Origin of the sequence: Methylophilus sp. TWE2, from assembly GCF_001183865.1 — a bacterium.
Lineage (GTDB): Bacteria > Pseudomonadota > Gammaproteobacteria > Burkholderiales > Methylophilaceae > Methylophilus.
Genome location: NZ_CP012020.1, coordinates 696396 through 709174, shown reverse-complemented (window position 1 = coordinate 709174; position 12779 = coordinate 696396). Strand labels below are relative to the sequence as shown.

The 12779-nt window shown below is 50.2% G+C and carries 15 protein-coding genes and 1 tRNA gene; 5 read left to right on the top strand and 11 right to left on the bottom strand.

Translation table 11 applies throughout. From position 1 onward, the window contains the following. Positions 1 to 87: 87 nt before the first annotated feature. Both ACJ67_RS03420 and ACJ67_RS03415 read right to left on the bottom strand, forming a co-directional pair. Positions 88 to 546: a YaiI/YqxD family protein gene (locus ACJ67_RS03420; protein ID WP_049637884.1), complete on the bottom strand. Its 459-nt coding sequence runs from the start codon at positions 544 to 546 to the stop codon at positions 88 to 90. Continuing rightward, positions 546 to 2042 (bottom strand): DEAD/DEAH box helicase, encoded by a 1497-nt coding sequence (locus ACJ67_RS03415; RefSeq protein WP_049637883.1) that lies wholly within the window; start codon positions 2040 to 2042, stop codon positions 546 to 548. Before ACJ67_RS03415 ends, ACJ67_RS03420 begins: the two co-directional genes overlap by 1 nt. A gap of 379 nt (positions 2043 to 2421) precedes the next feature. On the opposite strand from ACJ67_RS03415, the gene ACJ67_RS14800 reads away from it, so the two are divergent. Together ACJ67_RS14800 and ACJ67_RS03410 are read left to right on the top strand one after the other, a co-directional pair. Beyond that, positions 2422 to 2598, top strand: a complete 177-nt coding sequence (locus ACJ67_RS14800) for a hypothetical protein (protein WP_156171637.1) — start codon at positions 2422 to 2424, stop codon at positions 2596 to 2598. Between the two features lie 38 nt (positions 2599 to 2636). Continuing rightward, positions 2637 to 3080, top strand: coding sequence for a hypothetical protein (locus ACJ67_RS03410; RefSeq protein WP_049637882.1), 444 nt, complete (start codon positions 2637 to 2639; stop codon positions 3078 to 3080). Positions 3081 to 3122: 42 nt separating this feature from the next. Here ACJ67_RS03410 and ACJ67_RS03405 read toward each other — a convergent pair whose 3' ends face one another. Both ACJ67_RS03405 and ACJ67_RS03400 read right to left on the bottom strand, forming a co-directional pair. Continuing rightward, positions 3123 to 3320, bottom strand: coding sequence for a hypothetical protein (locus ACJ67_RS03405; protein ID WP_049637881.1), 198 nt, complete (start codon positions 3318 to 3320; stop codon positions 3123 to 3125). A 46-nt stretch (positions 3321 to 3366) separates the two neighbouring features. Further along, entirely contained in the window at positions 3367 to 3546 is a 180-nt protein-coding gene (locus ACJ67_RS03400; RefSeq protein WP_049637880.1) for a hypothetical protein, read from the bottom strand. 328 nt (positions 3547 to 3874) lie between these two features. On the opposite strand from ACJ67_RS03400, the gene ACJ67_RS14795 reads away from it, so the two are divergent. After that, positions 3875 to 4015, top strand: a complete 141-nt coding sequence (locus ACJ67_RS14795; RefSeq protein ID WP_156171636.1) for a hypothetical protein — start codon at positions 3875 to 3877, stop codon at positions 4013 to 4015. Positions 4016 to 4071: 56 nt separating this feature from the next. Here the strand turns inward: ACJ67_RS14795 and ACJ67_RS03395 are convergent, their stop codons facing one another. The 3 genes from ACJ67_RS03395 to ffh form a co-directional block, all read right to left on the bottom strand. Continuing rightward, the gene (locus tag ACJ67_RS03395) at positions 4072 to 4611 is read right to left on the bottom strand and encodes a hypothetical protein (protein WP_049637879.1); all 540 of its coding nucleotides are present in this window, start codon (positions 4609 to 4611) and stop codon (positions 4072 to 4074) included. Between the two features lie 276 nt (positions 4612 to 4887). Then, positions 4888 to 4963 (bottom strand) — tRNA-Lys (locus ACJ67_RS03390). 139 nt (positions 4964 to 5102) lie between these two features. Continuing rightward, entirely contained in the window at positions 5103 to 6464 is a 1362-nt protein-coding gene (gene ffh / locus ACJ67_RS03385; RefSeq protein ID WP_049637878.1) for a signal recognition particle protein, read from the bottom strand. Positions 6465 to 6612: 148 nt separating this feature from the next. Here ffh and ACJ67_RS03380 point away from each other — a divergent pair, with 148 nt between their 5' ends. Beyond that, positions 6613 to 7437 carry an inner membrane protein YpjD gene (locus ACJ67_RS03380; RefSeq protein WP_049637877.1) on the top strand — a complete coding sequence of 275 codons (825 nt, stop codon included), beginning with the start codon at positions 6613 to 6615 and terminating at the stop codon, positions 7435 to 7437. A gap of 139 nt (positions 7438 to 7576) precedes the next feature. Beyond that, positions 7577 to 8671 (top strand): porin, encoded by a 1095-nt coding sequence (locus tag ACJ67_RS03375; protein WP_049637876.1) that lies wholly within the window; start codon positions 7577 to 7579, stop codon positions 8669 to 8671. On the opposite strand, the gene ACJ67_RS03370 is transcribed toward ACJ67_RS03375, so the two are convergent. From ACJ67_RS03370 to pssA, 4 genes are all read right to left on the bottom strand, one after another. Further along, the gene (locus ACJ67_RS03370) at positions 8668 to 9336 is read right to left on the bottom strand and encodes an HAD family phosphatase (RefSeq protein WP_049637875.1); all 669 of its coding nucleotides are present in this window, start codon (positions 9334 to 9336) and stop codon (positions 8668 to 8670) included. The genes ACJ67_RS03375 and ACJ67_RS03370 overlap by 4 nt on opposite strands. Positions 9337 to 9356: 20 nt before the next feature. Further along, a complete protein-coding gene (gene yedA, locus ACJ67_RS03365; protein ID WP_049637874.1) occupies positions 9357 to 10250 on the bottom strand; it encodes a drug/metabolite exporter YedA in 894 nt (297 codons plus the stop codon). A 74-nt stretch (positions 10251 to 10324) separates the two neighbouring features. Then, positions 10325 to 11857, bottom strand: coding sequence for a 2-isopropylmalate synthase (locus ACJ67_RS03360; protein ID WP_049637873.1), 1533 nt, complete (start codon positions 11855 to 11857; stop codon positions 10325 to 10327). Positions 11858 to 11983: 126 nt separating this feature from the next. After that, positions 11984 to 12775, bottom strand: a complete 792-nt coding sequence (pssA, locus tag ACJ67_RS03355) for a CDP-diacylglycerol--serine O-phosphatidyltransferase (protein ID WP_049637872.1) — start codon at positions 12773 to 12775, stop codon at positions 11984 to 11986. Between the last annotated feature and the right edge of the window lie 4 nt (positions 12776 to 12779).

Sequence of the window (12779 nt, the reverse complement as noted above, 5' to 3'; positions counted from 1 at the left end):
GCCTTTGAAAATAACCAGTTAGAACAAAAGGGTTTTCAATTCATTACAATCGAAATAAAACATCATGCCGACCGCGGCAATTCAGGCTTATATCGGCCGGGATGGATGACGGGCCAGGAATTGATCGAGCTGCGCAGCAAACGTATGGCGATCAGAAGACTGCATGGCAGCAGGCCCCTGTGTTTCGACGCCGCTGGCACGCAATGATTCCATAAAATCGCGCATTGCCAGGCGCTCACGGATATTTTCAATCGAATAAAACTCACCGCGGGGATTTAAGGCATGACCACTCTTTTCTATCACTTGCGCCGCCAGTGGAATATCCGCCGTGATCACCAAGTCACCTGCCTCCAGCATGGCCACAATCGCGTTATCTGCCACATCAAAGCCTTTGGCGACTTGTATCGCTTTCAAGTACATTGAAGGCGGCACATACAACAGCTTGTTGGCGACGAAAATGGTGGTGATTTTGGCGCGATCGGCAGCACGGAAAAGGATTTCCTTAATCACCACCGGGCACGCATCGGCATCCACCAGAATCTGCATCAGCGGGCTTTCGGTTTATGGCGGCTCTGACCTTGTGGCTGATGCTGCGAAGATGCGCCTGGCTTGGGCGCAAATAGCGCCCCTTGAGGACGATGACCATTGGCAGGTGGATTACTCCTTTTCGCAGCTTTGTTACCATGCGGTTGCGCCGGACGTGGACTATTCACCTGCGGCTGATGCTGTTGCGATTGCGGGGCTTTTTGGCTGGCGGTATTGCCTGCAGACCTCTGCGATGCGCCCTGTTGCTGACGAGCATTATTTTTTCCACGGGGATTCTGCCCGCGCGGCTGCTGTCCACGCGGCGGACGGTCAGGCTCTTCACTACCCTTTTCCGGTGCCACAAACCCTTCTACCGGCACCTTGGGGATTTCCCGCTTGATCAAGCGCTCAATGTCTTTCAACAATTTGAGTTCCTCGCGATCCACGAGTGAAATCGCCGCGCCACTGGCACCGGCACGTCCGGTACGTCCGATGCGGTGTACATAGTCTTCAGGCACATTGGGCAATTCAAAATTCACCACTTGCGGCAACTGGTCTATATCAAGTCCTCGAGCGGCAATATCGGTCGCAACCAAGGCTGGAATCTCACCAGCTTTGAATTGTGCCAGTGCAGCGGTACGCGCATTCTGGCTCTTGTTGCCGTGAATCGCCATCGCCGGGATCCCGTCTTTCACCAGCTTTTCTGCCAGGCGGTTAGCGCCATGCTTGGTACGGGTAAAAATCAATACCTGCGTCCACTGATTCTGCTTGATCAAGTGGCTGACCATGGCGCGTTTATGCGCCTGCGGCACCATATGCACACTCTGCTCAATCAGCGCATTCGACGCATTGCGACGCGCCACCTCCACCAGATCAGGTGTATTCAGCAGATTATCTGCCAGCTGCTTGATCTCGTCAGAGAAGGTCGCCGAGAACAGCAGGTTTTGCCGTTTTTTGGGTAGCAAGGCCAGCACTTTTTTAATGTCGTGGATAAAGCCCATATCCAGCATACGGTCGGCTTCATCCAGCACCAGGATTTCAACGCCAGATAAATCCAGCGCTTTTTGTTGCACCAGGTCGAGCAAGCGGCCCGGCGTCGCCACCAGGATGTCCAGCGGTTTGCTCAAGCGGTTGATTTGCGGGTTAATACTGACGCCGCCAAACACCACCATGCTTTTCAATGGCAAATATTTGCCATAGGTGGTAACTGACTCGCCAATTTGTGCCGCCAGCTCGCGGGTGGGCGACAAAATCAGGCAACGTGGCCTGCCTTTGGCCTGGTTGGTCAAAGGCGTTTCAAACAAACGGTGCAAAATCGGCAAGGTAAAGCCAGCGGTTTTACCGGTACCAGTTTGCGCCCCGGCGAGTAAATCACCGCCACGTAATACATAAGGGATCGCCTGCGCCTGGATAGGCGTGGGTGAGGTATAGCCAGCATCGGCAATCGCGCGCTGCACAGGCTCGCATAAATTTAAATCAGCAAACGTGACGTTTGCAGGTGTGTTTTCTTGTGACAAGGTTGTTCAACTTATAGAGATTGCATGACATTTCATGCAATGAATCATCGGGCGTTGGTCTGTTGCGTGAGCAACACCAATCTGGACTAACGGGCAAATAATGACGGGGAATTTCAGAACCGCTGCGCTGATTGGTAGTGCGCAGGGAAACATTATTATAACTCAAGCTGTTCAGTGTGTCTGAATCTTAAACTATAGACTCGCAACGCTCTATCGTTCCCTCACTCGCAGCACTACGCAAGCCCTGCAACTGGCGCTTGCGGGATTTTCTGACAGCACAATCAGCGTGGTTCGGATAATGTCATGCGACCTCCGTCTCTATCATTTATGTACTGAAAATCGGCTTTAAGGGTGGGAAAAGAGAAGGCAACAGGCATTGATGACCAGTGACATCCCTACACAATCAGTCATCGTTTTGCAGTCTCCCAACGAGACCAAGCCTGTGGTTATCGTGGCCGCTGTTAGCTTGGATAAATCAACTCCACCCTATGGCAGTGGCATCCTGGATGTTCCGACTGACACCCCTGAAAACTTTATTCCATTTGAAGAGCTTTAATAGCTGATGACCCAAACGCATCACAAGAGGAGTCTGTAATGAAAAAAACTTACCGCTATGTATACGCCATGATTGCTGGCCTGACGATTCTAAGCTTGGCCGCCTGCGACAAGCCACCGGAGAAAATTGCAGAGCAGTCCGCCGATCAACTGCATCAGGAACAAACGCCATTTGAGACCACAGCGAATGAGATCGCCAAAGAGTACGCCGATAATCCTGTTGCCGCGGACAACAAATTTAAGGACGCAACCTTCAACGTCAGTGGCATCATTGCGGACACCAGCAAGAATTTCATCAAGGAGCCCTTCGTCAGCCTGGAGGGTGGCACAGAGCCTGGCAAGGAGCCGCAGTTTGCATTTCAGCAAAGTGAAAAAGACCAAGCCACGGAACTGCAACCAGGCCAGAGTATCCGCCTGCAATGCATAGGGCAAGGGAACATTTCGGAGATCCCCATGGCTGGGGAGTGCAAGATTCTGGAGTAAAAGGGGCAATGCAGAGCCAGTCAACTGGCTTTTCAGCCAACCTTAGGTTTGAGTGAAGTTGCCATCCTCAAGCATCTCGCCCGGCCTGACTTGCGGCTCATTACGCAAGTCCACAATTTTTCTAATCGGCTTGGGCGGGCTTCCCACTTCGCCATCAATCACTGCTTTTTGATGCGCATCTATTTGTTGATCTCGTGGCCGCTTATCCAATCGGTCAACAGTCTTCCTGTTTATCGCCATATTGATCTCCTATGACTATCACTTCCACCCTTAACTAAATAGTGGTCTACAACTCAATATTGGGGCGGCCACTCCAATCATTTCTGGAAATATCACTAGGTTTCATTTTCTGTTCCACTTGAACATCCCCGATATTGGTATCTTGAATTCTGTTCGGACTGAACACCAAGGATTCACTCCGGTCAACAGGCTGTTCATTGGAGCCGAGTATTACGCCAGTAGTCATCGCATTTCACCTTTCACCGTTCTGTTGATCGTTCACCGTGATCATAGAGAGATAGACAGGCAAGGATTATCAGAATATGGCTGATTGCGCTGTAAGACGATGGCTTACTTCTAAAGTGATCTAGCCTTACCACTATTCATCGCTGCCCTTAACCAAGAAATTCCGACAGCGCTATAGGATTCTTCTGATAAACAAGCCTGGTCAACCACGCTATCTTCAATACTCAGGAAATTTGACCGTGGCTTTTCAGTCCAACCAGATAAGGCACCCGATGTGTCGAGTTTAAATGGATGATCATTGACGCTGTAAGGAGAAAATGATGGAAAACATGAACGAGGATAAATTGTTAGCAGAAACCGAGCAGGAAGTTTTGCGATTAAAAACTGAAATCACGCATAAAGAAAACGAATTAAACGATCTGCGGCTTGAGCTAGGCAAAGCGGTTATTAAGCTTGAAAATCACAAATAGAGTCTCTCTACAATTGGTGGCCGATTATGCTATGCGCGCAGTTGAATTTTTAGTGGTTAAATCAAAGTTTTCTTTCTTAGTGCAGCAATACCAATTAAGCCAGCCGCCATCAGCATTGCGATATTATTTTCAGGTACAGCTGAGGGTGAAGCCACAAATGATATGTTAGATATTTTAGCAGCCATGTAACTATCACCTCCGATTGCTCTAAAGTACCAACCAAATGTGTCCCCTTTAGCAACTGTCACGTTATTACTACCCATGGGTACATTGTTTCTATCGTCAGTAAATCCTAATTCTGTTTCGACACCATTGATTAAATAACCGAAGCTAATTTCTCTTCCGTCCCTAAGACTAGCATTCCAATCAAAACTGATTGTCCCAGCATCCGCAAAATAATCTGTCACAGTTACATAGGCATTAACACCACCTTTACCCCCGGTAGCAGTTAAATCCACTTCGTTAGAGTCTTGATTGTACGCTGCAACCAAGAAATCGCCGAAACCAGATGTGGAGCCAACGAATGCAGCGTTTGCATTTGATTGAATTAAAAGTGCGCTCGATAAAAACAGAAGTATGGCTAGTAAATTTTTCATAAATAACTTTTCTTTAATAAGTTAAGGAAAACATTGCTATGATTAAACAGCTGAAACTTAAGATTTACAATACCACAAAAGTTAACAATCAGAATGGCCCAAATGGGTATTACACAAGCATTCGATTTTCCGTGATTTCAAGACTTTAATGAGTTCGGAATCAAGGCTTTGCAAATCTATGAATTAAAAGCTTAGATTTACAGATTTAATAAAGGCGGCTACACGGCACCGAGAAAAGAAAAACGGCTCACATTTCTGCAAGCCGTCTTTTATATTTGGTAGGGTGTGCGGGGATCGAACCCACGACAAACGGATTAAAAGTCCGCTGCTCTACCAGCTGAGCTAACACCCCATCTGTTTCTTGTTTGCCGCTGTGTTTTGCGTCAAATTTGAAAGAACGCGATTATGGGGGATGAATTAAATTTGGTCAATGCTGTTTTGGCTTTTTTTGTATAAAAAGTTTATTTTTTTATTCATCCCCATTTTTCGCTTTACATGCCGGGGAATTTCCCCCCCATCATGCCGCCCATGCCTCGCATGAGTTTGGCCATGCCGCCTTTGCTAAACATCTTCATCATTTTTTGGGTTTCTTCAAACTGGTTGAGCAGGCGGTTTACATCTTGCACTTGCACACCGCTACCGGCAGCGATACGTTTTTTACGTGTCGCCTTAATCAGCTCCGGCTTACGGCGCTCTTCTGGCGTCATGCTATTAATAATGCCTTCGATGCGGCGCATTGATTTATCCACGTCGTCGGTATTGATCTTTTGCGCCATGCCAGAAATCTGGCTGGGCATTTTATCCATGAGCGAGGCCATGCCGCCCATTTTTTGCATTTGCTTCATTTGCGCTTTAAAGTCTTCGAGGTCAAACTTGGCACCAGACTTGATTTTGTCGGCGACTTTTTGCGCCTCGGCCATGTCGACTTTTTTATGCGCTTCTTCAATCAGGCTGAGCACGTCGCCCATACCGAGAATACGGCCCGCCATACGGTCAGGGTGGAAAGGCTCCAGGCCATCCACTTTTTCGCTGACACCGATAAACTTGATCGGCTTGCCGGTGACGTGGCGCACTGATAGTGCCGCACCGCCGCGCGCATCACCGTCTAGCTTGGTGACGATCACGCCAGTGAGTGGCAAGGTCTCGCCAAAGGCTTTGGCGGTGTTGACGGCATCCTGCCCTTGCATGGCGTCAACCACAAAAAGGGTTTCGGTCGGCTTGAGGTAGGCGTGGAGATCTTTAATCTCGGCCATCATGGCTTCATCAATCGCCAAACGACCGGCAGTATCGAAAATCACCACGTCGTAGTAGTTCTTTTTGGCCTGAGCCATGACTTGCGCAGCGATGTCGAGTGGCTTTTGCTGCGGATTGCTGTCAAAGCAGTCAATCTCCAACTGCTTAGCTAAGGATTGCAGCTGCGTAATCGCGGCTGGGCGATACACGTCTGCACTGGCGAGCAATACTTTTTTCTTTTGCTCTTTGAGCAATTTGGCCAGTTTGCCCGAGGTGGTGGTCTTACCGGCCCCTTGCAAACCTGCCATCAAAATCACCACAGGTGGCACGGCAGCCAGGTTGAGGCCTTCATTAGCTTTACCCATGAGCTCGGTGAGTTCTTCATTCACCACTTCAATGACGGCCTGGCCGGGGGTCAGGCTTTGCAGCACGTCACGGCCATTGGCGCGCTCTTTGACGCGGGCAATAAATTCTTTCACCACTGGCAAAGCCACATCGGCTTCCAGCAGCGCCATACGCACTTCACGCATGGCATCGGCAATGTTGTCTTCGGTCAGTCGTGCCTGGCCGCGCAGGTTTTTAATGACGCCCTGCAAGCGGCCGGTCAGGTTTTCCAGCATGGAATGCCTTTCTTTCACAATTCATGAATAGGTAATGGCTTGAATTTTACCTCATGCAAGCCCATCCCTAAAATAAAGTCATGGCAAACATTGGCAAGACCATGGTGACGTGCTGGTCGAACGCGGTGAGTTTTGCCATAATGCAAGGATGACTCAACACCTGCTTCCTTACCTGATTGTCGCGTTTGTTTACATGGCGGTGGCGCTGGATTACTGGCGCATTGCCACACAGGGCAAACCGGTGGATGAAAATTCGTTTCCGTTTCAACTACACAGTGCCATGGTGGCATTGGGCCTGGTCATGCATGGCGGCCTGCTGTACCGCGATATTTTTGCCATCGGCTCGCTGAACCTTGGTGTTTTTTATGCGCTCTCGGCCATTTTATGGCTGACGGTGCTGATTTACTGGTTGGCTGACTTAAAACACTCTCTACGCAGCCTGCAAGCCTTTGTGTTGCCGCCAGCAGCCCTGTTCGTACTCATGCCTGGCTTTGCGGTGAAAGACTATTATGTGGACACGCACGGCTTCACCTTGTTTAACCTGCACATCTTGATTGCCATGGTCGCCTACAGCCTGTTTACCTTTGCCGCCCTGCACGCCTGCCTCATGCATATGGCTGAACGTGCCCTGCACAAGAAAAACAGCTGGTTGGCTTTGCCGGAATTTCCACCACTGATGGTGCTGGAGTCTTTGCTATTTAAAGTATTGCACGTTGGCTTTGTTTTGCTCACCATCACCCTGATTAGCGGCATGCTATTTAGTGAAGAAATCTTCGGCAAACCTTTGCAGTTTAACCACAAAACCATTTTTTCGATTGCCTCATGGCTGATTTACGCCTGGCTGCTGTTTGGCCGCTTTAAATACGGCTGGCGCGGCAAAACCGCCACACGCTGGACTTTAATGGGATTCGTATTGCTGCTATTGGCTTACATTGGCAGCCGCTTTGTACTGCACGTCGTGTTGGGCCGCTAATCCATATTCAAAGTAAGTGGTTTTTTGCCTGCTTTCCGGCAAAATCAACAGTTTCACCTCATGCTATGTTGATGCGATTGATAGGGTCGGCGACATATTCTGCTGACCTTTCTTGATCGCATAGTCATTGGAAGTGAGCATGAAGCCATCCTTATTATTAGTTGCGCCCTTGTTGTGCATGTCGTTGTCAGCCGGGGCAGAAGAACAGCCAGCCACCTCCGGCAGCTCACCCTTGCAATTCAGCGCATATCTGGAAACCTACCTGATTCATGACTTTAACCAGCCTGCCAATGACAGGCGGCCCGGGTTTGTGTACAGCCACAATGTGACTGACCACCCCAGCATTAATCTGGGCATCCTCAAAGCCGCACTATCCACCGAACGTGTACGCGCCAACCTGGCGCTTGGCTCGGGCACCTATATGCGCGCCAACTATGCAGCCGAGCCGCATGGCCTGCGCAATCTTTATGAAGCCAATATCGGCTTAAAGCTTTCCGATGCGCATGACCTTTGGCTGGACATGGGCGTGATGCCTTCGCATCTTGGTTTTGAGAGTGCAATTGGCATAGATAACTGGACCCTCACACGTAGCCTGATGGCCGATAGCTCCCCCTATTTTGAAACCGGGGCCAAGCTGAGTTACACCACACCAGATGGCAAGTGGCTGCTGAGTGGATTATTACTCACTGGCTGGCAACGGATTCATAGACCCAACGACAATACTACGCCTGCGATTGGACACCAGCTTACCTATAAACCGAGTGACAAAATCACGATTAACAGCAGCTCATTTATCGGCAACGATAAATCCGACGCCCAACGGCAGATGCGCTATTTTCATGATTTTTACGTGCAGTGGCAGCTCAATGAGCAATGGGGCCTGACGACGGCTTTTGATATCGGCGCTGAACAGGCGGCGCCTCGCAGTGATAAATACAACATTTGGTATAGCCCGAATATTGTGCTGCGTTACACTTATTCAGACCGGCTGCAATTTGCGGCGAGACTGGAGCACTACCACGACAGGCACGGTGTGATTATCAATACTGGTACCAGCAATGGTTTCCAGACCACCGGCTACTCAGTCAACATGGATTACCGATTTCACCCGCGCATGGCATGGCGCAACGAGTTGCGCAAGTTAAACAGCCGCGATGCGATCTTTGACAAAGAGGGCTCGCGACTGGTCGATAACAACCTGATGGCCGTCACGGCACTGACACTCAGCTTTTAGCGCAGGCTAATGTGTGGCCAGCCATGCTCGGTGGCATACGCAGTCAACGTGGGGTCTGCATCGACGGCTACCGGGTTAGTCACCAGTTTCATTAATGGCAAGTCGTTGTGTGAATCACTATAAAAGTAACTGATTTCAAAGTCCGCCAAGCTTTGCCCTCGGGCCGCCAGCCATTCATTCAGGCGCGTCACTTTACCCTGCTGGAAACTGGGTGTGCCACTGACGCCACCGGTAAATTGTCCATCGACCATTTCAGGGTCTGTGCCTATCAGGTGTTCAATACCATAGGCAGTGGCAATTGGCTTGGTGACAAAGCTGTTGGTCGCCGTAATCACCATACACAAATCGCCATTGGCTTTATGCTGGTTGACCAGGTCCTGGGCTTTTTGCGTCATCATCGGGCGGATGACTGTTTCCATGTATTTTTTATGCAGTTCATCCAGAAAAGCTTTGGGATGCTGCGCCAAAGGCTGTAACTGGAACTTGAGGAAAGCATAAATATCCAGGCAGCCGTTTTTATAGTCTTCATAAAACTGTTCATTGCAAGACTTGTGCTGCTCGGCATCGAGCAAACCTTCGCTGATTAAAAACACACTCCAGTTATAGTCACTATCCCCGGCCAGCAGGGTATTGTCCAAATCAAATAACGCCAGGTTTTGTTTCATAAAATCAACTTCTTGAATAATTAAACAATCTGTTCCTCGGGCACGGCTTCAGTCGTTGAGGTCAGCACCAGAAACACGCCGACCAGGATCACGGCCAGCGCAATATATTCCATGACATGGATATGCTCATTGGCAAACCAGACGCCGACCACAAAGGCCACCACCGGATTGACGAAGGTATTGCTGCTGGCGACCAATGGCCGCACATGATGCAGCAGCCAATGGTACGCCGAGAAAGCAATCATGGAGCCGGGCACAATTAAAAAGCCTATTGCAGCCCATGACTGTGCCGAAATATGGGCGGGCAAATGCTCATCAAACGCGACGCTGAATAAAAATGCAATCAGTCCGCCGCATAACATCTGGCTGGCGGCGCCCATCAAGCCGCTTGGCATGGCCATATGCTTGCTCCACACTGAGCCCAGCGACCACGAAGCCGCCGCAAACATCAGTAAACCCGCACTGAGCCAGTCGCCTTGCAAACTGCCACGGGTATTCAATAACAAAATCCCGACCAGGCCAATGCCTATCCCCAGCCACTCGTGGCGGCTGATCTTGTGCCCCCATAAGCTGGAAAAAACAGCCATCCAGATGGGTGCTGTGGCAATCGACAACGCGGCAACACTGGACGAGACATGTAATTGCACATTCGAGACGGTGCCATTGCCAAGCACGGGTAACAATAACCCTACCCAAGCCGCACCACGCCATTGCGCAACTGTAGGTGCTGCATGCCCCATGCTGCGCAAGATGCCATACAGCAAAGCACCAGCAATCGTGAATCGGATACCCACCATGATAAAAGGCGGGAAGCTCTCAATGGCGTATTTGATGAAGAGATAGGTGGAGCCCCAGATGAAATAGGTGCAGCTCAGCGCAATGATCACGAGCCACCATTGATTTTTCTGCGCCATCTCGACTTAACCTTTCTCCAAAAAATAAAAACGCTTGCTGTTTGGTCCACAGCAAGCGTTTGCCAATACCGTGATTACACTTGCGGATTCAGTTTTTCCGGTTTGGCATACAACTTATTCAAAGCATTTAAATAAGCCTTGGCAGAAGCAACCACAATGTCAGTATCAGCGCCCTGCCCATTGACGATGCGGCCACCTTTAGCGAGGCGCACCGTGACCTCACCTTGCGCATCCGTGCCGCTAGTGATGTTGTTCACAGAGTAAAGCAACAATTCGGATTCACTTTTCACCACGTTTTCAATCGCTTTGAAGGTCGCATCGACCGGGCCGCCACCGTTGGCTTCCGTACGCTGCTCTGCGCCATCAATGCCCAAGGTTAAAATGGCATGCGGAATTTCACCGGTTTGTGACGCGACCTGCAGATATGCCAGTTTGAACAATTCTGCAGTATCCTGCACCACTTCATCACTCACCAATGCGTGCAAGTCTTCATCAAAAATCTCGGATTTTTTATCCGCCAGCTCTTTAAAACGCGCAAACGCTGCGTTGAGCGCATCTTCACTTTCAAGCTCAATGCCAAGTTCTTTCAAGCGCGTGCGGAAAGCATTACGGCCAGACAATTTACCCAAGGTAAGTTTATTCGCGCCCCAACCCACATCTTCAGCGCGCATGATTTCATAGGTTTCGCGGTGTTTGAGAACGCCATCCTGGTGAATGCCTGACTCGTGTGCAAACGCATTGGCCCCGACAATCGCCTTGTTCGGCTGCACCGGGTAACCCGTAATCGTCGAGACCAGCTTGGAGGCAGGCACAATCTGGGTGGTATCAATACGCGTGGTCAGGTTGAAAATATCACTGCGGGTTTTAATCGCCATAACGATTTCTTCAAGGCTGGCATTGCCGGCACGCTCGCCGAGGCCATTGATGGTGCACTCCACCTGACGCGCACCATTCATGACGGCAGACAGGGAGTTAGCCACCGCCATGCCCAGGTCATTGTGGCAATGGGTAGACCAAATCACCTTGTCAGAGTTCTTGACACGCTTGATCAGCTCGGCCATGCGCTCACCCCACACGGAGGGAATGCTATAGCCAACAGTATCGGGCACGTTGATAGTTTTGGCACCGGCTTCAATCACGGCTTCAAACACACGTACCAGGAAATCGATTTCCGAACGGACCGCATCCTCGGCGGAAAACTCCACGTCTTCTGTGTATTCGCGCGCCCATTTCACGGCCTGCACGGCCCGCTCAACCACCTGGTCCTCGGTCATGCGCAGCTTGTTTTCCATATGGATTTTGCTGGTGGCGATAAAGGTATGAATACGGCCTTTGGCCGCGTGCTGGATCGCCTCGCCCGCACGCCGCACATCGTTTTCGCTGGCACGGGCCAGTGAGCACACTGTTGAGGTTTTAATCACTTTAGCGATTTCAGAGATCGCATCAAAATCACCTGGGCTGGCCGCCGCAAAGCCGGCTTCAATCACATCCACGCCCAGCTTTTCCAGCTGGCGGGCAATACGGATTTTTTCTTCTTTGGTCATCGCTGCCCCTGGGCTTTGCTCCCCATCACGCAGCGTGGTATCAAAAATAATAATTTGTTCCATGAATGTTCCTAATCTGGTAGGCGGGAATTTTACTCGCTTGTCCTACAATTGACCACACCTTAGCCAGTGAGTGTCATGCATAAAAAAACGCGCCTGGAAGACGCGTTTTCTTTATCTCTGCAACTCTTAGGGGCCCGTTTTCTTTGCTTCTAGCCTGCCACGCACCCACATATAGTACCCGGACAAGGCGTACACAAACACCACGCTGAACAACACTTCTGGCGGACTATATGAAATCAGCACAAATGCCATCACTACCGCCAAGATCGCCACAAACGGCACTGAATGCCTGAGATTGATATCCTTGCCGCTATAAAACTTGAGGTCAGACACCATGGAGCCAGCCGCGAAGATGGTCAGGAACCAGGCAATCCACTTCACTTGCAAGGCGCCAAAGAAAATCTCGCGGCCATCAATATTGTATTCGTAGGAGACCCAGACAAAGCCTGCCAGCAAAGCCGCAGCTGCGGGGCTGGGCAAGCCCTGGAAGAATCGCTTATCCTGGAACGGGTCATCAAGCTTGGTATTAAAACGGGCCAGTCGTAACGCTGCACAGGCACAGTAAATAAACGCGGCAATCCAGCCCAGCTTGTTCATGGGCTGCAATGCCCACACATACATGATCAATGCCGGTGCTACCCCAAACGACACCATATCGGCCAAACTGTCGTATTCCGCACCGAATGCACTTTGGGTTTTGGTCATGCGTGCGACGCGACCATCAAGACCATCCATCACCATCGCGATAAAAATCGCAATCGCCGATTGCTCAAAATGCTGGTTCATCGCCTGAACGATGGCATAAAACCCACCGAATAATGCTGCGGAGGTGAATAAATTGGGGAGCAGATAAATGCCACGCTGACGCAAACTAGTATGTTCTTCACGTCTTGATAAGCGGGTTTGTGAGTCAGACATAAGA

Coding starts and splice junctions, on each gene's coding strand:
- pssA (WP_049637872.1), bottom strand. CDS start 12,775: ATGTCTGACTCACAAACCCGCTTATCAAGACGTGAAGAACATACTAGT.
- ACJ67_RS03360 (WP_049637873.1), bottom strand. CDS start 11,857: ATGGAACAAATTATTATTTTTGATACCACGCTGCGTGATGGGGAGCAA.
- yedA (WP_049637874.1), bottom strand. CDS start 10,250: ATGGCGCAGAAAAATCAATGGTGGCTCGTGATCATTGCGCTGAGCTGC.
- ffh (WP_049637878.1), bottom strand. CDS start 6,464: ATGCTGGAAAACCTGACCGGCCGCTTGCAGGGCGTCATTAAAAACCTG.
- ACJ67_RS03370 (WP_049637875.1), bottom strand. CDS start 9,336: ATGAAACAAAACCTGGCGTTATTTGATTTGGACAATACCCTGCTGGCC.
- ACJ67_RS03420 (WP_049637884.1), bottom strand. CDS start 546: ATGCAGATTCTGGTGGATGCCGATGCGTGCCCGGTGGTGATTAAGGAA.
- ACJ67_RS03395 (WP_049637879.1), bottom strand. CDS start 4,611: ATGAAAAATTTACTAGCCATACTTCTGTTTTTATCGAGCGCACTTTTA.
- ACJ67_RS03400 (WP_049637880.1), bottom strand. CDS start 3,546: ATGACTACTGGCGTAATACTCGGCTCCAATGAACAGCCTGTTGACCGG.
- ACJ67_RS03380 (WP_049637877.1), top strand. CDS start 6,613: ATGACTCAACACCTGCTTCCTTACCTGATTGTCGCGTTTGTTTACATG.
- ACJ67_RS03405 (WP_049637881.1), bottom strand. CDS start 3,320: ATGGCGATAAACAGGAAGACTGTTGACCGATTGGATAAGCGGCCACGA.
- ACJ67_RS03375 (WP_049637876.1), top strand. CDS start 7,577: ATGAAGCCATCCTTATTATTAGTTGCGCCCTTGTTGTGCATGTCGTTG.
- ACJ67_RS14800 (WP_156171637.1), top strand. CDS start 2,422: ATGACCAGTGACATCCCTACACAATCAGTCATCGTTTTGCAGTCTCCC.
- ACJ67_RS03410 (WP_049637882.1), top strand. CDS start 2,637: ATGAAAAAAACTTACCGCTATGTATACGCCATGATTGCTGGCCTGACG.
- ACJ67_RS14795 (WP_156171636.1), top strand. CDS start 3,875: ATGAACGAGGATAAATTGTTAGCAGAAACCGAGCAGGAAGTTTTGCGA.